Annotated in this window: 14 protein-coding genes and 6 tRNA genes; 1 reads left to right on the forward strand and 19 read right to left on the reverse strand. The window is 59.7% G+C overall.

Annotated features, from left to right (window positions below):
- Positions 1–562 precede the first annotated feature (562 nt).
- Positions 563–1507 (forward strand): tyrosine-type recombinase/integrase, encoded by a 945-nt coding sequence (locus AAAX59_RS06370; protein ID WP_349071166.1) that lies wholly within the window; start codon positions 563–565, stop codon positions 1505–1507.
- Between the two features lie 187 nt (positions 1508–1694).
- On the opposite strand, the gene AAAX59_RS06375 is transcribed toward AAAX59_RS06370, so the two are convergent.
- From AAAX59_RS06375 to AAAX59_RS06465, 19 genes are all read right to left on the reverse strand, one after another.
- Positions 1695–1976 (reverse strand): hypothetical protein, encoded by a 282-nt coding sequence (locus AAAX59_RS06375; RefSeq protein ID WP_349071167.1) that lies wholly within the window; start codon positions 1974–1976, stop codon positions 1695–1697.
- A gap of 15 nt (positions 1977–1991) precedes the next feature.
- Positions 1992–2615 carry a DUF1700 domain-containing protein gene (locus AAAX59_RS06380; protein WP_349071168.1) on the reverse strand — a complete coding sequence of 208 codons (624 nt, stop codon included), beginning with the start codon at positions 2613–2615 and terminating at the stop codon, positions 1992–1994.
- Positions 2602–2922, reverse strand: a complete 321-nt coding sequence (locus tag AAAX59_RS06385) for a PadR family transcriptional regulator (RefSeq protein WP_349071198.1) — start codon at positions 2920–2922, stop codon at positions 2602–2604. Before AAAX59_RS06385 ends, AAAX59_RS06380 begins: the two co-directional genes overlap by 14 nt.
- 243 nt (positions 2923–3165) lie before the next feature.
- Positions 3166–3687 carry a GNAT family N-acetyltransferase gene (locus AAAX59_RS06390; protein ID WP_349071169.1) on the reverse strand — a complete coding sequence of 174 codons (522 nt, stop codon included), beginning with the start codon at positions 3685–3687 and terminating at the stop codon, positions 3166–3168.
- 129 nt (positions 3688–3816) lie between these two features.
- Complete coding sequence (locus AAAX59_RS06395) at positions 3817–4815, reverse strand: Abi family protein (protein WP_349071170.1); 999 nt, start codon at positions 4813–4815, stop codon at positions 3817–3819.
- A 252-nt stretch (positions 4816–5067) separates the two neighbouring features.
- A tRNA-Val gene (locus AAAX59_RS06400) sits at positions 5068–5142 on the reverse strand.
- Positions 5143–5145: 3 nt separating this feature from the next.
- A tRNA-Gly gene (locus tag AAAX59_RS06405) sits at positions 5146–5221 on the reverse strand.
- Between the two features lie 132 nt (positions 5222–5353).
- The gene (locus AAAX59_RS06410) at positions 5354–7087 is read right to left on the reverse strand and encodes a glycoside hydrolase family 13 protein (RefSeq protein WP_349071171.1); all 1734 of its coding nucleotides are present in this window, start codon (positions 7085–7087) and stop codon (positions 5354–5356) included.
- A gap of 525 nt (positions 7088–7612) precedes the next feature.
- Positions 7613–7688, reverse strand: a tRNA-Gly gene (locus AAAX59_RS06415).
- A 42-nt stretch (positions 7689–7730) separates the two neighbouring features.
- Positions 7731–7804, reverse strand: a tRNA-Cys gene (locus AAAX59_RS06420).
- 35 nt (positions 7805–7839) lie between these two features.
- A tRNA-Gly gene (locus tag AAAX59_RS06425) sits at positions 7840–7915 on the reverse strand.
- Positions 7916–8020: 105 nt separating this feature from the next.
- Positions 8021–8767 carry an anti-sigma factor antagonist gene (locus AAAX59_RS06430; protein ID WP_349071172.1) on the reverse strand — a complete coding sequence of 249 codons (747 nt, stop codon included), beginning with the start codon at positions 8765–8767 and terminating at the stop codon, positions 8021–8023.
- An 81-nt stretch (positions 8768–8848) separates the two neighbouring features.
- Positions 8849–11194, reverse strand: a complete 2346-nt coding sequence (locus tag AAAX59_RS06435) for a SpoIIE family protein phosphatase (RefSeq protein WP_349071173.1) — start codon at positions 11192–11194, stop codon at positions 8849–8851.
- Between the two features lie 59 nt (positions 11195–11253).
- Positions 11254–11343 (reverse strand) — tRNA-Leu (locus AAAX59_RS06440).
- A 597-nt stretch (positions 11344–11940) separates the two neighbouring features.
- On the reverse strand, positions 11941–12969 hold the full coding sequence (locus AAAX59_RS06445) for a dipeptide ABC transporter ATP-binding protein (protein WP_022094888.1): 1029 nt from the start codon (positions 12967–12969) through the stop codon (positions 11941–11943).
- On the reverse strand, positions 12969–14060 hold the full coding sequence (locus tag AAAX59_RS06450) for an ABC transporter ATP-binding protein (protein ID WP_349071174.1): 1092 nt from the start codon (positions 14058–14060) through the stop codon (positions 12969–12971). Before AAAX59_RS06450 ends, AAAX59_RS06445 begins: the two co-directional genes overlap by 1 nt.
- 2 nt (positions 14061–14062) lie before the next feature.
- Positions 14063–14998, reverse strand: coding sequence for an ABC transporter permease (locus tag AAAX59_RS06455; RefSeq protein ID WP_022094886.1), 936 nt, complete (start codon positions 14996–14998; stop codon positions 14063–14065).
- Positions 14999–15012: 14 nt separating this feature from the next.
- Positions 15013–16050 carry an ABC transporter permease gene (locus tag AAAX59_RS06460; RefSeq protein WP_346963936.1) on the reverse strand — a complete coding sequence of 346 codons (1038 nt, stop codon included), beginning with the start codon at positions 16048–16050 and terminating at the stop codon, positions 15013–15015.
- A 156-nt stretch (positions 16051–16206) separates the two neighbouring features.
- On the reverse strand, positions 16207–17883 hold the full coding sequence (locus tag AAAX59_RS06465) for an ABC transporter substrate-binding protein (RefSeq protein ID WP_349071176.1): 1677 nt from the start codon (positions 17881–17883) through the stop codon (positions 16207–16209).
- Between the last annotated feature and the right edge of the window lie 68 nt (positions 17884–17951).

A 17951-nucleotide genomic window follows, 5' to 3' on the forward strand; every position in this document is an offset into this window, starting at 1 on the left:
TGCGGCCTGAACAATCGCAAGTGTCCGGCGAGGGGGCGGCTTTGTAAAGCCGGTTGTCCCCACCCGCATAGCGGGTGGTTTCTGATGCGGCGCGCTGCGCGCCCCGCACAGGCTAAAGCCTTTAAACAAAACAGCCTAGAGGCAAAGCCTCTAGGCTGCGAACATTTGGTGGGCGTTAGAAGATTTGAACTTCTGACCTCTTCCGTGTCAGCGCCCTGCCGCTCCGCCAACAGGCGTTTCCCAGTGAGTCAATCTTCACACTTCATGCATCCAGAGCGTCCGATTGGTCCGTCTATCTCGGCTTTTCTGATTCCCTATGATTCCAGACAGGCCGTCCGTTACGGTGAGTCCAAACCTATTTTGGACAGCGTTTGGACAGCAGACATCATTCATTTGGACAGACATTCGGAAGCTGGTCTCAGTGGCAACTTACTCGAAAGGAAGCCTGCGCGAGCGAAGCAAGGGGCACTGGCAGGCACGCTTCTGCCGGACCGACAGAAACGGCTCGAGCATCGTAACCAGATCGTTCGAAGCGACCTCTCGCCGAGCCGCGACCCTCATCATGGAGGACATCAGAAGGGAGCTGATCGAGCAGGACGGCGACGGCGCCTCAAGTTGCGAGCTCATTGCGTACATGTTGGATTACGCTGACGAGCTCGAGCGCTCCCAGCAGATAGAGGCGAGCACCGCAACCAACTACCGCAGTTCCATCAAGCATCTCGCACGCTATCTCGAGGGTTACTCAATCGAAGAGATAGCGCCGGAGAACGTCATGGACGTGCAGGTGGCCCCGCTCGCGGACGGCCTCGTCGTCGACACCGTTGCAAAGGACCATCGCTTCTTCAAGCAGGTTATGGACTACGCCTGCGAGATGGGCCATATCCATCGCAGCCCCTTCAACAAGGCGACCAAGCCGCCGAAGCGTCGGAAGCCTCGTCCGAACGCGCTCGACGAGAGGAGCCGTTCGATGCTTTTATCCGTCCTGGACGCGTCCCCCACGACCAAGCAGAGCGTTGCGGCGCGCCTCGGGCTGCTCGCCGGGCTCAGAAGGGAGGAGGTCGCTGGCCTCAGGTGGGGCGACGTTGACCTCGTCGCCAACAGAATCAGAGTCGGTCGCGCCGTCGGGGTGTCGAATGGCAGGCCCTATCTCAAGGGCACGAAGACCGAGGCGGGCGAACGGGAGGCCGTCCTCGAGAAGGGGCTCGCCGATACTCTGCGCTCCCTCAGGAGCTCTCTCGGGGTAAGCGCGCGAGAGGACCGCTATGTCCTCGGAGACGGAGATTCGTTCTACACGCCCGACCGCATCACGAAAGACTTCACGTCGCTCGCCAAGGCGATGAACCTCATCGGGGTTGCCGGAAAGCGAGCCACGTTCCACGACCTCCGCGACACGTTCGCCACGCGCCTTATCTCCCAAGGGGTGAACGTGAAGACCGTCTCCTATCTTCTCGGTCACGCAAATGCGGCCATGACCCTCAACGTCTATACGTCCACCGGGACCCCGTAAAGGCGGAGGGGCATGGCTGTCGTCATTGCGTTCCTTTCTCCTCGGACGGATTTTGGGTATGCGTCACGGGCCCCGCGTAGGGCGGGGAGCGAATCGACGCAGGCTTGAGGCCGGTTGGGTTGAGGTTGAGGTTCGGGTTCCACAGGCTTGAACAGCCCGACGGACGGGGCGTCCGGGCGCGCTATGCCTAGGGAGCGGTGGGTGCCCCCGGGGCAGCAGGGGACTCGGACGCGGTGGTGCCGGAAGTGTCGACCTCGCCCAAATCTGCGAGCTGGCCGATGAACGGGATGCCCTCGGGGTCGCCCACCTCGACGCCGCCGAGGACGACGGTGTCGTCGCGCATGTCGATTTGGGTCGTGAATACGGCCGGGTCGAAGCCCGAGGCGATAAAGCCGATGCCCGCGAGGACGACGCCCGCGGCAACGAGCCCGCCCGCCACGGCGAGGTAGATCTTCTTCGCGCTGGTCATGGTACTCGCTCCTTTCTACGCCGCGAGGTGCGCGGCAGTGTCGTCCTTCTCGCCCTTGACCTTCCAGAAGGGCGAGGCGGCCTTCCTCGCCCAGAGCGCCGAGAGGCGCGCAATCTGCTTGGAGGCCGCCCAGGCCCCCGCGCCCACGAGGAGTGCCGCCCCGATAAAGGCAAGGCCGCAGCCCAGCATCGCGAGCACATAGGGCACGTGGCCGACGGTCACGCCCGCCGCCGCGAGCGCGAGCGCCGCCGCGCCCACGGCGCCGAGCGCCACGGCGATGACCCACACGCAGAATGCCAGCACCCAGATGCAGACGTAGACGCTGAGAGCCACGGCGGCGAAGGCGACGAGCAGCGGCGCCCACACCGGCGACCCCACGATGGCGAGCACCCACAGCAGCGCGGTGCTGCGCCGGCGCGTCCTCGCGATCGCGCGCGGCACGGCGGGCAAGTCGTCGAGCGTGGCCTCGGCAACCTCGCCGGGGGTGCCCATGGCGGCCACGGCCTCCTCCTCGCTCATGCCGTCCTCCATGCGGTCGGCAATGGCCTCCGCGTAGAACGCCTTGGTCTCCTCCACCTGCTCGGCCGGCAGGCAGGCGAGCAGCTCGCCCAGCCGGCCCAGGAACTCATCGCGCGTCATAGTGCGCCTCCTCAACATATGTGTAGATCTCCCGTACGGACGGCCACTCGGCCAGGAACTCCTCGATGCGCGCACGCCCGGCGTCCGTGATGCGGTAGTACCGGCGCAGCCGCCCGTTGTGCTCGGCGGAGCGCGCCGTGATGTATCCGGCCTTCTCCAGGCGCTTGAGCAGCGGGTAGAGCGTCGACTCCGTGAGCCCCATGCTCGCCGGCACGTCCTTCACGATCTGGTAGCCGTAGGACTCCTCGCCGGAGACGGCCGCGAGCACGCAGGCCTCCAGGAAACCGCGCTTCATCTGGGCCTCCATCCGCACACCTTCCTTCGTCGTATACTGTGCTACACACACTATACGACGCTAGGTATCAGGCGTCAACATCTATCGAGAAGATTCTCCTGTCATAGGCGCTCGCAGCACCTTCCTCATGGCAGCCTCCGTCACCACCGTGGCAGGCTGAGAAGGTGTCCGATCGCGCCTTTGATCTCCAGTTCTTTCGTCCCGATTCTTCGCTGAGCTTCGTGCCTCATATGCAGAGAACTCAGGTCACATAGGCTACGTCAGCCGGTACTCCATAGGTACGACCCTATATTCACCTTGGCCAATTGGTGCATCCACCTCGACGAAGCCGCACTTCTCCCAGAAGCGGCGGGACTGCTCGTTCCCCTCGACGTAGGCGAGGCGCACACGAGAAACGCCCTCGCAGCGGAGGCGGTTGAGCAACTGTGAGATGAGCAGGCTCCCGACACCTGTCCCCTGCCGAGAGGCGTCGACCATGAAGAACCCGATGAAGGCACACCCCTCCGCTGGATAGCCCCGGACGAGGCCGAGTACGGCGATGAGATTCCCGCCGGCATCGAAGAAGCCAAGATAGGACTTTTGATCTGGGGAGCAGCCGGGAGGCAGCTCGACCATCTCGGCGGCGAGCGCGTCCAGCGTCGGCTCCTCGTCGAGGAATGCGTAGTATTGCGGGTTGCCGAGGCAGAGGGAGAGCAGTGCAGGAAGGTCAGAATGGGAGAGTTTCCTGACTGACGCGACTACACCGTTGAGCTCCTCGCCGTTCATCACATCACCCACCGGTTGTTCTCCTTGTCACCGTATGGCATCCAGCATCAATTCAGGCCCCATAAACAACTAGGGCCAGTCCCCGAGAGGACCGGCCCTTACAAAACCTCAAAGGTTTTTGCATCTGCGTACATCATGGCATCAGCCTCGTGCCACGTCAAGAACCCTCGCAAGAAACGCAAGGTGGGACACGAGGGGGTTCTGCGTCCCATAGCGCGCGATCGCGTCGTCCATTAGGGGACGGAGGCCAGCGACCGCGTCAAGCGCTGCCGGGGCGGCGCGCTTGCCCACAAGCATGTCATGCAGCGCCACGGTGGTCACGAGCTGTTGCGTGCGACGGTTGCGCAGTCTGGCTCGACGGCCCTTGCTGTTGCGGATGCCGTGGGCGTTCAGCCACTCGAGCGCGACTCCCGAGGTTGCGTGCCTCGTCTCGCGCTCGGGCACGAAGCCGTTGCATAGGCAGCCCGCATGGCTCGCGCAGTTGCGGACGGCCTTCACGTCCTTGAGAGCGTAGTGAATCTCCCGCCTACCCACCTCCTCCCAGCGCTCAACGCAGAAGAGGTAAAAGGCGAGCAGCGTCCCGAACGGTGCCACTTCCAACAGCACCCATACGGGCATGGCATCCCGGTAGTGGTCGATCAGCGACCCAGCGTACTCGTCCGCCTGGGACCGCGATACGAGGTCGCGTCTCAGCCCCTCGCGAAAGCCGCGCGGCAGGGAGGACACGAAGTCGGCGACGACGCCATAGCCGTCCTCCCCGCGCCCGGCGGCCTCGGACACGAGCCATGCCCTGACCGCGCGCTCGACGTCTTTCGCCATGAGGCGAAACGTCTCGCGTAGGACGTCGTCAAGAGAACTCACGTCCAAGAGGTCCCCGAAGTCGAGGCTCACGAACTTCCCAGCGTCGAAGCCGTCCTCATGGCGCTGGAAAAGCACCCGGTAGGCGGAGAGGTGTAGGTAGGTCTCAGCACTCGAAAGGATATCGAGCGCGCGCTCCTCCGCACAGCGCTCAAACGTGACGCCCTTGCCCTTGAGCAGATCGATCTGCTGCTCAGGAGTCGTTATGGGCTTAAGGGATAGCGCATCATGCACGCCGTCATCCATACCCCAAGCTGTGAGTTTCTTAGCATCATCCATCATGCAAACAATTCTACCCTACGACCAGAAACTGAAGAGTCCGGCTCCCGAATCACATGAACCGAATAATGGTTAGATGATTATGGAATATTGGTGGCATTATATCGGCACCTCAAGGTGCCGATACTCAAGTCCATGCATAACTTGACATTCCATATCGTCCGGTGAATCCCGCCGAATTTGGACAGCTGTTTGGACATCAGTTGGACAGATACAAAAACAGCCCAGAGACATAGCCTCTGAGCTGCGAACATTTGGTGGGCGTTAGAAGATTTGAACTTCTGACCTCTTCCGTGTCAGGGAAGCGCTCTCCCCCTGAGCTAAACGCCCAAATGGAGCGGACAACGGGGCTCGAACCCGCGACCCCAACCTTGGCAAGGTTGTGCTCTACCAACTGAGCCATGTCCGCTTACGAGGATTAATCTTACGTGATGCCCGCATCCTATGCAAGAACTTTTTTTGAAAAGTTTTGCGGTGCCCTCGCGAAGGCATCAGTCGCCACGAAAGGCGCGGACAAACGCAGACTCACATGAGGTACCCTCTACATCTCGCCGAGCAAAATCCAGGCAGAGCTGTCCTGTGCGAGCTTACCGTCTGCGAGCGGCGATGAAGTGAGCAGGACCTTGCCCGCCGGCAGTTCCACGGGCGCTGCGCCGAAATTCGTCACGCATGCCCAGCCATTGTCACGGCGATAGGCGATGACGCCGCCCTCGGCACCCTCGGCACCATCCGCAAGACCGGTGTGTCCGTCAAGATCGAGCCATGCGAGATCGTTGGCACACCCGCGCAACTTGCGCCGCAGCCTAAGGGCGTCACGATAGAGTGCAAGCATCGATGCCGGGTCCGCCTCTTCCCTATCGACAGCGTAGCCGGAAAACCACGCAGGCTGCGGCAGATGAGGTGCCGCATCGGCGCCTGCCGGCGAAAACCCGAACGATCCGCCCTGCGCGGGATCGTCCGCCGACACCCACGGCAGGGGAACTCGGCAGCCGTCGCGCCCCTTCTCGCGTTTCGATCCGTGCGTATTGGTCGCATTGGGATCTTCGAGCGCGGCCCACGGGATATCCGCCACCTCAAAAAGGCCAAGCTCCTCACCCTGGTACACGTATGCCGACCCCGGAAGCGCCAGCTCAAGCAAAAGGGCCGCCCGTGCGCGGCGCTCGCCAAGCTCACGGTTCTCGTCATAAGACGACCCGTCGCGCAAGAGCCAGTCGAGTGCAATCTGGTGGTAGCGCGTCGCCTTGATCTGCGGCAGGGCATAGCGCGTCGCCACGCGCGGCACGTCATGGTTGGAAAGCACCCAGGTCGAAGCGGAATCGGATTCGACTGCCGCCTTTAGGCCCTCCTCGATTGCGGCGTGCATGTCGTCATAGGTCCAAGTGGCCTTGGCGAACTCAAAGTTGAACGTCTGGCCGAGCTCACTGGGGCGCGCGTAGAGATACTGACGCTCGGGCAGCACCCACGCCTCGGCAACGGCACTGCGCGGCGGATCATAACGGTCGAACACGCGGCGCCACTCGCGATAGATCTCGTGAACCTCGTCGCGGTCCCACAGCGGATGGGTGCCGTCGTCAACCATGTCATCGCCCTCGGCGAGATGCCACCGGTCGAGATCATCGCGGTCGAGGTCCTTGGCGAGGCCGTGAGCTACATCGATACGGAAGCCATCGACGCCCCGATCGCTCCAAAACGCAAGGACGTCGCAGAAGAACGCGTGAACCTCGGGGCATGACCAGTCAAAGTCGGGCTGCTCGGGCGTAAACATATGCAGATACCACTGACCGTCCTCAACACGCGTCCAGGCGGGGCCGCCAAAGTTAGCATTCCAATTGGTGGGAGGCAGCTCGCCATGTTCGCCGCGACCATCGCGGAAGATATACCGGGCACGCTCGGGCGATCCGGGGCCGGCGGCAAGAGCGGCTCTAAACCAAGGGTGCTGATCGGATGAGTGGTTGGGCACGATGTCGACGATGACCTTGATGTCGCGCTCGTGTGCAGCAGCGACCATGTCATCGAAGTCGTCAAGCGAGCCAAGACGCGGGTCGACATCGCAGTAGTCCGCCACATCATAGCCGCCGTCGACAAGCGGCGATGGGTAGAACGGGCTCAGCCATATGGCCTCGATGCCCAGCCGCTCAAGGTAATCCATCTGCTGGGTAATGCCCGCGATATCGCCCAGACCCGAACCGGTCGAATCCTTAAACGAGCGCGGGTAAATCTGATAGATCGCGGCATCGGACATCCATGAGCGCGAAGAGGTTTTTTCTGTAGCCATGGGGCGCATCTCCCTTGCAACGAGGTTTTGCGAGACGCCCACGATGATACGCCCAAGGCAGACATTCGCGACAAACAACGCCCCACCCACGCTCCAAAAAAAGCTCGCCCCCTCTCGGGTTCGAGCCCAAGGGGCGGATTGAAAAAATAGGTGAAAAGAACGGAAGGCCCGCTTCCCTGGCCACGAAAGCGAGCGGGCTCCGGGCGCCCCAGGTTGCCGCGAAAGAGGAGGGAAACGTACTTTATGTACGCGACCGACGATTGAGGGGCAAGATGGGGTGCCCGGGGCTCGCGCAGCGTCAACAAAAAACGCGGTTCGTTAGAACCGCGTAACATAGTTGGAGCGGACAACGGGGCATCTGCGCATTTGCTTCGCAAATACGCACCGGCTTCGGCCGCCTGCCGGCGCCCTCGCCAGCTCGCTACAAACGCTCCGCGTTTGCTTAACGCTCGCTCCCTCTCGGGTTCGAGCCCATGCAATGGGTACGAAAAAGCCCGGCTACCTTGGTAGTCGGGCCGTTGCGTTTGGAGCGGACAACGGGGCTCGAACCCGCGACCCCAACCTTGGCAAGGTTGTGCTCTACCAACTGAGCCATGTCCGCATATGTAAAACAAAACGGGCGCCGGAGCGCCCGGATGTTGCCTGGAGGCGAAGCCCGGATTCGAACCGGGGGTAAAGGCTTTGCAGGCCTCTGCCTTACCACTTGGCCACTTCGCCGAAAAAGGACCGCTTGAGACGGTCCGAAAATGCAATGGAGCGGACAACGGGGCTCGAACCCGCGACCCCAACCTTGGCAAGGTTGTGCTCTACCAACTGAGCCATGTCCGCTTGCGGGTTATTAATTTACGCGAGTTGCCCAAAAGACGCAAGTACTTTTTTCAAAAAAGTTGTTCAGCACATGCTCTTGACAGGTAAACATGCCAAAACGATGCACTAGGCACACGATTCCAATGCTCCGCTAAACAGCTTCACCATCCGAACACGCGTGCCGGCGCCGTCCGTGCGTCGAGCAACCTCCACGTTGTCGACCAGCATGCGCATGAGTTTGATGCCACGCCCACGCTCCTCAGTCGAAACCGGCTCGCTCAAGCCGTCGATCGAATAGCCCGCCCCGCGGTCAACGACCTCAATCACCACTCGATCGCCATAGGCCTGAACCGTCAGGATGCACCCGATGCCGCCCGCATGGTCATACGCGTTGCCCAGCGCCTCGCCCGATGCCAATGCGACGTCGTAGCGCTCGTCGCGGCGCAACGGAAGCGACTCAAGAAGCTCGGCAATGCGATGCCGATAGTATGGGAGATTCTCGATACCCTGACGTACCTCGACGCTCTTGCTCCAGCGCGGCAGCTCCCCTACCGGAATGGCGGGGATCGACTCCCGCGCCGGGCCCGCAACATGAAGAATATCGACGAGCCGGGCGATCTCCAAAAAGCGAACGACCTCGTCGGACGCATTGACAAGCGAAAGCAGGCCCTCTCGCCTCATGAGCTCACGGGCACGCGTAAGCAGGAACGCCAAACCTGTCGAGTCGATAAAACCAACCGTTTGACAATTTATGACGACGCGACGCACGCCGCGGTCGATCAAAGCATCTAACCGTCGGCGCAGCGCGGACACCGAGGCGATGTCGATATCGCCCGGTGGCGTCAAAACCGCTATGTCATTCCACTCATTCATACGACCATGGTTCCCCAAAAGAGCTTATTCGATGCATGCGTTTCCGCAACCGCGCGGATTCGGCCCGCCCAGCGCCGCTGTTTAGGACCTGCCGCGCAAAAACTCAAGGGACACCAGTGCGATATCGTCGTCCAGCGCCGACTCGGTAAAGCGATCGAGTTCTCGCAAGACCTTGCCACAGATACCCGATACGCCCTCGCCCGAAACCGATAGCAAAAGGTCGCGTAAACGTTGTTCGCCAAAGAACGCCCCCGTACGGTCGCGCGCCTCAATCGTTCCATCGGTGTACATAAAGAGCATGTCACCAGGAGCGAACGTAAAGGTGCCCGTCTCGTACACCATGCTTTCGAATGCGCCGATCACGCCCGACTGGCATCCAAGGAGCTCGACCTCTCCCCCACGAGCCTCGTCGCCGCCAAGCGGCATCGACTCGGGCCTGATGACCATGGTGGGAGGATGGCCTGCCGAACAATAAGTAGCGCGACCCGCCTTAAGATCGATTTTGGCGATAAACGCCGTCACGAACGTCTCGACCCTCGAGAACCCCATAAGCATGCTGTTGAGGGAACGTGCCATGCGAGCAGGGCCCGCGCCTTCCCAGGCATAGGCCGTCAGCGCTGTCTTGACGAGAGCCGACATCGACGCCGCCTCGATTCCCTTGCCGGATACATCGCCCAAAATCATAACGGCGCAATCGTCGGGAAGTCGGACAAGCGTATAGAAGTCACCGCCGACCAACGCAGAATTCGTTGCCGATAGGTATACCGAATCGGTTGCAATGCCCGGAACGTCACCAAGCGAATTTCTCATGCCAATCTGAAGCGTCTGAGCGATATGACGCTCCTCGCGCTTTTGAGATTCGCCTTCATAGATCAGCTCAAAGTCATGCGCCAGATGCACCAGGTAGTCGTATTCAAGGTCGTCAATTGGTTCTTGGCTGCCATCACGGAGCAGCAAAGCGCGCCTCGTCGGCCCCTTGGCAACGTCGTCGGGAACGATTGCATCGTTGTTCCGCTGACCGCCGCCCTCCGAGCGAACGCGTCCCGCCTCGAAGCCGGAATCGACATAGAGGCCCTGGCACGGCAGGCCATGAGCCCTCAACCATCCGCCCATAGGCATCGATTCGTCGACGCGGGTCAAGCGCACATGCTTAAGATCATCAGCACTCGCACCGCCCAGCACCGACTGCCCAAAACCATCGGAAGCAACCCCCAAACGCGCAGCCGGTGCGGTGGTGGAAAAGAAGAGCGACTCAGGGTCTCCCGGCAACGCCACGCGACTGCCGCCCTCAAAATCGATGACATAGGTGTCAAGACTCGCGTCATATTCCACGGGGCAGAAATGACAATTGAGCACCGTGCAGATTTCCGTCGACACCGCTCGCGAAGCGGCAACGGGATCATCGAGATAGGTAAACAGTTCGTCGCGCAGCAAATTGAGTGAGCGGCCGAGCTCCGCCGTGCGGCGCGAACGTAAGCTCGACGCCATGCCTACAAGCTGGATGGACAGGTAGTCGCAAATAACCTCGAGCACGTTCACGTCATAGGCAAGCGGAGCCTGCGGACGCTTCCAGCCCACCTCCAACACACCAAGGACCTGCGTGCCGTAAAACACGGGAAGACAGATCTCGCTGCGATACGGGGGCATATCCTGCACGCGCAGCAAATGCTTGGAACGATTGTCCAAATCCATGAACATGCCCGAAGCAACCCGGTCGCCCTCAAGGTCCTGCTGAATCGATAGGCGACAGGCACGCGACTCGCGAAGCACGTAGGTCGGAATGCCCGCGCCGTACGGCATAAACTCGGGCAGATAGCTGTCCTCAAGCTCCTTAGAAACACCGCGGAGCTTAAAGCCGCCGCTCTCGGAAAAATAGATAGCCGCACCGGAGGCATCGAGCGTTCCAACGAGCTGATTCAAAACGGTATCGAGCAAGCTGGGGAGCTCATCGGAGCCCACGGTACTCATAATGACCGAAAGGGTGCCCGAAAGGCGTTTATTCGCCACCCTAAGCTCCGATAGCGCACGTTTGAGCTGTCGGTCGTGCGAATACTGTTCTTCGATGCTATGGAGCGCCACCAAGACACGTGGCGCGCGGCGCCCAAAGATGCGTGGAGGCGTTACGGAGCCCGCACGAACCAAGACGGGGATAAAGGAGCCGTCACTCAGCTTGAGCATCAGTTCGTTCTCGGAGCCATCAGTTTCAAATGGCAGACGATGTTCCGTCGCACGTTCAAAAGCGGACGAGTACAGGACGTCTTTAACATCTCCACCGATGACGTCGGCGCGTTCCTCGCACATCAAACCAAGTAAGCGATTATTCACATGCAGAATGGTTCCGTCGAGCTCGCAGATGATGACAGCATCGCTCGTGATCTCGACTAGTTGGGCAACGTCTGCCCACTCGTTGCGTTCAAGCGTTTCCATCGTGGACCCCACCGTCTATCGGTAACAAAAAAGCCTCCGAAGAGGCTTCTCAAATGCGATGGTGTCGGAGGCGGGACTTGAACCCGCATGACCAAAAAGCGGTCACTAGCACCTCAAGCTAGCGCGTCTGCCAATTCCGCCACTCCGACATGCTATGTTGTTGATTTGCGGTTCGTTTTGTTGGACCCGCGCGTTCAACGAGGAAGATAATAACCTATGATTCGAGAACTGTGCAAGCACTTTTTTCAAAAAAGTTTACGAGTTTGTAAATGCGCTGGTAGACGGACCTGTTCGGGCCGGAATGAGGTCGCTTTCCAACGCGTCCTCGGGCATGCGGCATTATTTTGCTCCGCGCTTCGCGCTACAAAATAATGCCGCCCCCTGCGGAATGCGTTGGAAAGCGACCTCATTCCGGCCCTAGGGGAACGTACTCCAGGCACCGTTCTCAAACATGTTCTGGGGGCTGATGTAAATTTGGTGGCTCGGCAAAGCCGAGCCCTTATATAAAGAGGCCGGAGCTAAAGCTCCGGCCTCACTAACTTTCCTATTAGATTAAGTGAGCGATCAAGGAATCGCACCCCTCCCTGCCGCGTTGCCGCAGGGCCCGCGCTGGACTTAGTTTTCAGAACATTCCGCAGACCAGGAAACCCCCTTATCCGCGGCTCCGAAGGAGCAGGATAAGGGGGTTTCCATGGTCGAGGACGTTCTGAAAATTAAGTCCAGCACGGGCCCGGACAAACAACCGACTACAGGTCGATGTGCGATTCCTTGATCGGGAACGGCTCCGCGAAGTGGCAGGCACAGCAGTGGCCCGGGGCAACTTCCTTAAACTCGGGAAGCTTCTCGGAGCAGATACCCTGCGCGATCGGGCAGCGCGTGTGGAAACGGCAGCCGGTCGGCGGATCCAGCGGTGACGGCGGATCGCCGGCGAGGATGATGCGCTTGCGGGTCTTCTGGATATCAGGATCGGGCACCGGCACGGCAGACAGCAGCGACTGCGTGTACGGATGGTGAGGCTCGCTGTAGAGCGTCTTCCAGTCCGAAACCTCGACCATCTTACCCAGGTACATAACGGCAACGCGATCGGAGATGTGCTGCACGACGGAGAGGTCGTGAGCAATGAAGAGATAAGCAGTACCGAACTTATCCTGAAGCTCCTTCAGCAGGTTCAAAACCTGGGCCTGAATGGAAACGTCAAGTGCAGAGACAGGCTCGTCGCAGATGATCAGCTTGGGCTTCAGAGCGAACGCGCGGGCAATGCCGACACGCTGACGCTGACCGCCGGAGAACTCGTGCGGATAGCGGTTGATGTGCTCGGGGTTCAGACCGACGACGTCCAGCAGCTCGCGGACGCGCTCAATACGCTCCTCCTTGGTGCCCACGCCGTGAATGGTCATGGGCTCGGAGACGATCTCGCCAATGGTCATACGAGGGTTCAGCGAAGCATAAGGATCCTGGAAGATAAACTGCATCTCGCGACGCATGTCCTTGATCTCATGCTTGCTCATCTCGGCAACATCTTTGCCCTGGAAGAACACCTTACCGGCGGTCGGCTTGGTCAAGCGCATGATGGTGCGACCCGTCGTGGACTTACCGCAACCAGACTCACCAACCAGACCAAAGGTCTCGCCAGGATAAATCTCAAAAGAGATGTCATTTACAGCAGAGACGACACGCTTGGAAAAACGCTTGGCGAACATGCCGGACTCTGCGGGGAACTCCTTAGAGAGGTGTTCGACCTTCAGCAACGGAGTACGCTCGTTGGTATCTGCCATTACGCCTCGCCTCCCTTCTTGGAATCCTTGCGCGTACGGTACGTCTCAGGAGCGTTCTTGAGAAACTCGGGGTCACCGGAGTAGTGGCACGCAGAGTAATGACCAGACTCGGTGACAACGCGCTCGGGGCGCTGCTTGCGGCACTTATCGGTCGCATAGGGACAACGAGGCGAAAACACGCAGCCCTCAGGCAGGTTCATGAGCGAAGGCGGGTTGCCGTGAATCGGCGTAAGCGGCTTCTTCTCTTCGATGGCCTGCTCCGGGATGGAGCGGATAAGGCCCCAGGTGTAGGGGTGACGGCTCTCGTAGAAGATTTCCTCAGCAGTACCGAACTCGACGGGACGGCCGGCGTACATAACCATGATCTTGTCGGCCATATCGGCGACGACGCCCAGGTCATGGGTAATCATGATGATGGCGTTGCCGTTCTTCTCCTGCATCTCCTGCATGAGCTCGATAATCTGAGCCTGAATGGTAACGTCCAGAGCCGTCGTGGGCTCGTCGGCAATCAGAATATCGGGATCGCAGGCAAGGGCCATGGCAATCATAACGCGCTGGCGCATACCGCCAGAGAACTGGTGGGGATACTCATTGACGCGCTTCTCGGGCTCAGGAATGCCAACGAGGTCCAAAAGCTCGGTGGCGCGCTTGAGCGCCTCCTGCTTGGAGTAGCCACGGTGCAGACGAAGGCCCTCACCCACCTGCTTGCCGATCTTATAGACCGGGTTCAAGGAGGTCATAGGATCCTGGAAGATCATCGCGATATCGTTACCGCGAATGTGCTGCATCTCTTCCTCGGTCATCTCGAGGATAGAACGACCACGATAGCGAACGTCGCCGCCCTCAATCTTTCCCGGAGGCATCGAGATGAGGCCCATGATGGTCATGGCGGTCACGGACTTACCGGAGCCGGACTCACCGACGACGCCCAGGGTCTCGCCGCGATCGAGCGTGTAGGAGACACCGTCGACAGCGCGAACAACGCCATCCTCGGTGTGGAAATACATCTTAAGGTCATCGACCTCGAGCAGATGCTGGCCCTCGGGAACCGGCTGGTCCTTCAGGTCCACATAGTTCTTGTTCTTCTTCATCCTTATGCGTCCTTCATCTTGACGTCGAGGGCGTCGCGCAGACCGTCACCCAGCAGGGTGAAGGCGAGCACCGTCGAGAGAATTGCCAGACCGGGCATGATCATCATCCAGGGAGCAGTCAGAAGATACTGCTGACCGTCCTGAATCATGGAGCCCCACGAAGGCGTAGGCGGAATAACGCCCATGCCGAGGAAGGACAAAGCGGACTCGGTCAGGATGGCGCCACCAATGTTCATGGTCGCGTAGACCACGATGGAGGCGACGGAGTTCGGGAAGATGTGACGCACGACGATACGAGCGTCAGATGCACCCATCGCTCGCGCAGCGTCAACATAGTCGTTTTCCTTGACCGTCAAGATTGCAGAGCGGAAGACGCGCGCAATCGAAGGCCAGCCGAGAATACCGATGGCGATAAAGACGTTCTGAAGACCACGGCCGATAACGGCGATCATGGCGACGACGAACAGCACGTACGGGAACGCCAGGAAGATGTCCGCACAGCGCATGATGATCGTATCCCAGATGCCGCCGTAGAAACCCGCCAGAGCACCCATGACCAGACCGATCAGCGTGGAGATCGCGGTGGCCATAATGCCGACGGACAGCGAAACACGTGCACCGTAGATAACGCGGACGAGAATGTCACGACCTAGGGCGTCGGTGCCAAACGGGTGCTCGGCACACGGAGCCAGCAGCGACGTCTGAGCCATGGTGGTCGAGTCGGAAGCCGTCGGCGAACCGAGCCAGGGCTTAGCCCACAGATCTGCGGTCAGGGCAACCACAACGACGATGATAATCCAGCAGACACCGATAACGGCAAGCTTGTTCTTGCGAAGACGCTTAAAAGCGTCGCCCCACAGCGTGCGGGACTTGGCGGGAGCAGATGCGGCCTTGGTGGCGGTAGCCTGCTCCTGAGACTGAGAATCAGTTTCCTGCATGAGACGTACCTCCCTTAGGCCTTATCCGACGGACCGCCAAGGCGGATTCGCGGGTCGAGGAATGCATAGCTAATGTCGACGAGCAGGTTAATCACCATGACGACGACGACGATGAGCGTAACGCCGCCCATAACGATGGGCCAGTCACGCATGCTAATGGCGCGATAGACCTCATAGCCGATACCGGGCCAGTTGAAGACCGTCTCGGTCAGGATGGCGCCCGAAAGCATGCCGCCAAAGTCGACACCAATATAGGTAACGACGGGGATGAGTGCATTCTTAAGCGCATGCTTGATGATGATCGCGCGATTGGAGAGACCCTTGGCCTTTGCCGTACGGATGTAATCCTGGTTCATGACGTCAAGCAGCTGCGAGCGCATGATGCGCGCAGCGTAAGCGGTCGAAACCGAAGCCAGCGTAATGGTCGGAAGCACATAGTGCATCCAATCCTGATACTGAGAGCTGGAACCGCCGGCACCCGAGATCGGCATGGAGATTGCACCGCCCGTGGCGTCCTTGAGGATGACGCCAAAGAACAGCTGCAGCAACATACCGAGCCAGAAGGCCGGGACCGCAACGAGGATCGACGTGGTGAGCGTTACCAAAATATCCCAGAAGGAATAACGCTTTACCGCCGAAATGATACCCGCACCGATACCCATAATTGCCTCGAGCACGATGGCGCACGCGGCAAGTTTGACCGTATACGGATACTTCTGGGCAAAGATTTCCGTAACCGGCAGCTTGCGCTGATACGAATTGCCCAGATCGCCATGAAGCAGGCCGTTCATGTAATACAAGTAACGGTCCACGAGCGACGTTTGAACGGGGTCGCCGTTCTCGTCAAGGATCGCGTTGCCGTCCTCGTCCGACTGGACCAGGTGATAGCGGACGCGAAGCTGAAGCTCCACCTCGGGGGACAGAGCCTTGTCTCCACCGATCAGCTTGATCGGATCTCCCGGCACGATATTCTGGAGGGCGAACAGAATCAGCGTAACGCCCAAAAATACCGGGATGAACTGAAGCACACGTTTAACGATGTACTTACCCATACCACTCCCCTATCTAGGGATTAACCTAAATGGGATGCCGATCGCCAGACCGGCATCCCAAAATTACCATCAGCCAGTTTACCCCAGGTTAGGGAGAACTGTATGTTTCTCATGAGGTCTACGTAAATACTTGACCCTCACGGAAGCTGCAAACTCTTAGGCGAGCTCAGCGGTACCCAGCTCGGCGTGCTTCTGCGGATCGACATAGAGGTGCTTGATGCGATCGGAGCCGACGATGGTGTGCGTGTAGAACATCACTGGGATGACCGGGCAGTCGGCAGCGACCATAGCGTCGGCCTCCTGCATCTTAGCGACGCGCTCTTCGTCGTCAACCGTGGTGCGAGCCTCGTTGACCTTGGCGTCGAACTCGGGGTTGTTGTAACCGGAGCGGTTGTCGCCACCGAGGGAGTCGGAGTGGAACAGCGGATACAGGAAGTTGTCCATGATCGGGTAGTCGGCAATCCAGCCCAAACGACCGAACTCATAGTCGAAGTCCTGATACTGCTTGAGCAGGGCAGACCACTCGGGGGTATCGGAAGTAGCGTTAACGCCCACCTTGGCAAGGTCACCGATGATGGACTCCATGATCTCCTTGTGGCCACCGTCCTGGTTGTAGGACAGCTGCACGTTAATGCCACGATCGCCGTTGGCGTCAGCGGGAGCAACCTTGTCGAGGTACTCGTTAGCCTTGTCGACGTCGTAGGCGCAGAACTCCCATGCGCCCTCCTTGTAGCCATCGATGCCCGGAGGAACAATGCCGTCGGCGGGGGTACGGGTACCCTTGAAGATGGTCTTGCAGATGGCCTCACGGTTAATGGCCAGGGAGATGCCCCTGCGCAGGTCGGCGTTGTTGAACGGCTCGGCCGTGTTGTTGCAGGTCAGGTAGTAGGTGGAAGGCTCGGAGCCGAGCAGCATGCGCTCGCCGTCACCCATGGTGTAGCCGTCCTTGGACACGCCGCGATCCTTCTTGGCGGCATCGATCTGAGCAACGGGAACGTCGCAGACATCGAGGTTACCGGCCTGGAACTCCTTGTAAGCGGTCTCCATGTCCTTGATGACCTGGAAGTGGATGCCATCGATCTTGGCCTTGTCGCCATAGTAATCGTCGAACTTCTTGAGGTTGATCTCCTGACCATCCTCCCACTTGCCGTCCATCATGAACGGGCCGTTACCGACCGGCGCAAGATAGAAGCTCTTGGCATCGGACTCGGCGCACTCGGGAACCGGGGCCAGAGCCGGGTGAGAGGCGACGAAGGGGAAGTCGGCGTAAGCGGAAGACAGCTTGACGACGAGGGTCTCATCGTCGGGACAGGTAACACCGCTGAGCTCAGTAGCGTTACCGGCAAGCAGATCGTCATAGCCCTCGACCATGGAAACGTGATAGGAAACCTCGGACGGGCCATACTCGGTAGCGATGGCCGACTTGGTGTTGACCAGACGCTCCCAACCGAGCTTGAACGACTTGGAGGTAACGTCGTCACCGTTGTGGAACTTGGCCTTCTTGATCTTGAAGGTGAACTCGGTGGCGTCGTCGTTGGCCTCAAAGGACTCGCAAGCCAGCGGAACGATCTCGCCCTTCTCGGCGTCATAAGAGGTCAGAGCGTCAAAGAGCTGGTACTCGACCTGAGTGCCCTGGTCCTCCTGGACATTGTAGGGGTCGATGCAGACCGGGTTGTTGATGTAGAAGTTCAGCGTCGAACCGGACTCAGAACCGGAAGTGTCGCCGCCCTTCTTGCCGCATGCGGCAAGAAAAGCCATGGAGCTCGCAGCGAGGGTGCCGCCAACAAAGGCGCGACGACCCATAACGGGCTGGTGGAACATAGAATCAGCCATGCCATCCTCCTTATGAGATAGGACAAAGAAATGTTCAGTCGGACATATGTCGAGACAATCCGATCCGA

The organism is Collinsella sp. CLA-ER-H2 (assembly GCF_040092405.1).
In the GTDB taxonomy this organism is placed as follows: domain Bacteria; phylum Actinomycetota; class Coriobacteriia; order Coriobacteriales; family Coriobacteriaceae; genus Collinsella.

What these genes read in the sequence shown, in the direction of transcription:
- AAAX59_RS06370 (WP_349071166.1), top strand. Translation starts at nt 563, where the DNA reads ATGGAGGACATCAGAAGGGAGCTGATCGAGCAGGACGGCGACGGCGCC.
- AAAX59_RS06375 (WP_349071167.1), bottom strand. Translation starts at nt 1,976, where the DNA reads ATGACCAGCGCGAAGAAGATCTACCTCGCCGTGGCGGGCGGGCTCGTT.
- AAAX59_RS06380 (WP_349071168.1), bottom strand. Translation starts at nt 2,615, where the DNA reads ATGACGCGCGATGAGTTCCTGGGCCGGCTGGGCGAGCTGCTCGCCTGC.
- AAAX59_RS06385 (WP_349071198.1), bottom strand. Translation starts at nt 2,922, where the DNA reads ATGGAGGCCCAGATGAAGCGCGGTTTCCTGGAGGCCTGCGTGCTCGCG.
- AAAX59_RS06395 (WP_349071170.1), bottom strand. Translation starts at nt 4,815, where the DNA reads ATGATGGATGATGCTAAGAAACTCACAGCTTGGGGTATGGATGACGGC.
- AAAX59_RS06410 (WP_349071171.1), bottom strand. Translation starts at nt 7,087, where the DNA reads ATGGCTACAGAAAAAACCTCTTCGCGCTCATGGATGTCCGATGCCGCG.
- AAAX59_RS06430 (WP_349071172.1), bottom strand. Translation starts at nt 8,767, where the DNA reads ATGAATGAGTGGAATGACATAGCGGTTTTGACGCCACCGGGCGATATC.
- AAAX59_RS06435 (WP_349071173.1), bottom strand. Translation starts at nt 11,194, where the DNA reads ATGGAAACGCTTGAACGCAACGAGTGGGCAGACGTTGCCCAACTAGTC.
- AAAX59_RS06445 (WP_022094888.1), bottom strand. Translation starts at nt 12,969, where the DNA reads ATGGCAGATACCAACGAGCGTACTCCGTTGCTGAAGGTCGAACACCTC.
- AAAX59_RS06450 (WP_349071174.1), bottom strand. Translation starts at nt 14,060, where the DNA reads ATGAAGAAGAACAAGAACTATGTGGACCTGAAGGACCAGCCGGTTCCC.
- AAAX59_RS06455 (WP_022094886.1), bottom strand. Translation starts at nt 14,998, where the DNA reads ATGCAGGAAACTGATTCTCAGTCTCAGGAGCAGGCTACCGCCACCAAG.
- AAAX59_RS06460 (WP_346963936.1), bottom strand. Translation starts at nt 16,050, where the DNA reads ATGGGTAAGTACATCGTTAAACGTGTGCTTCAGTTCATCCCGGTATTT.
- AAAX59_RS06465 (WP_349071176.1), bottom strand. Translation starts at nt 17,883, where the DNA reads ATGGCTGATTCTATGTTCCACCAGCCCGTTATGGGTCGTCGCGCCTTT.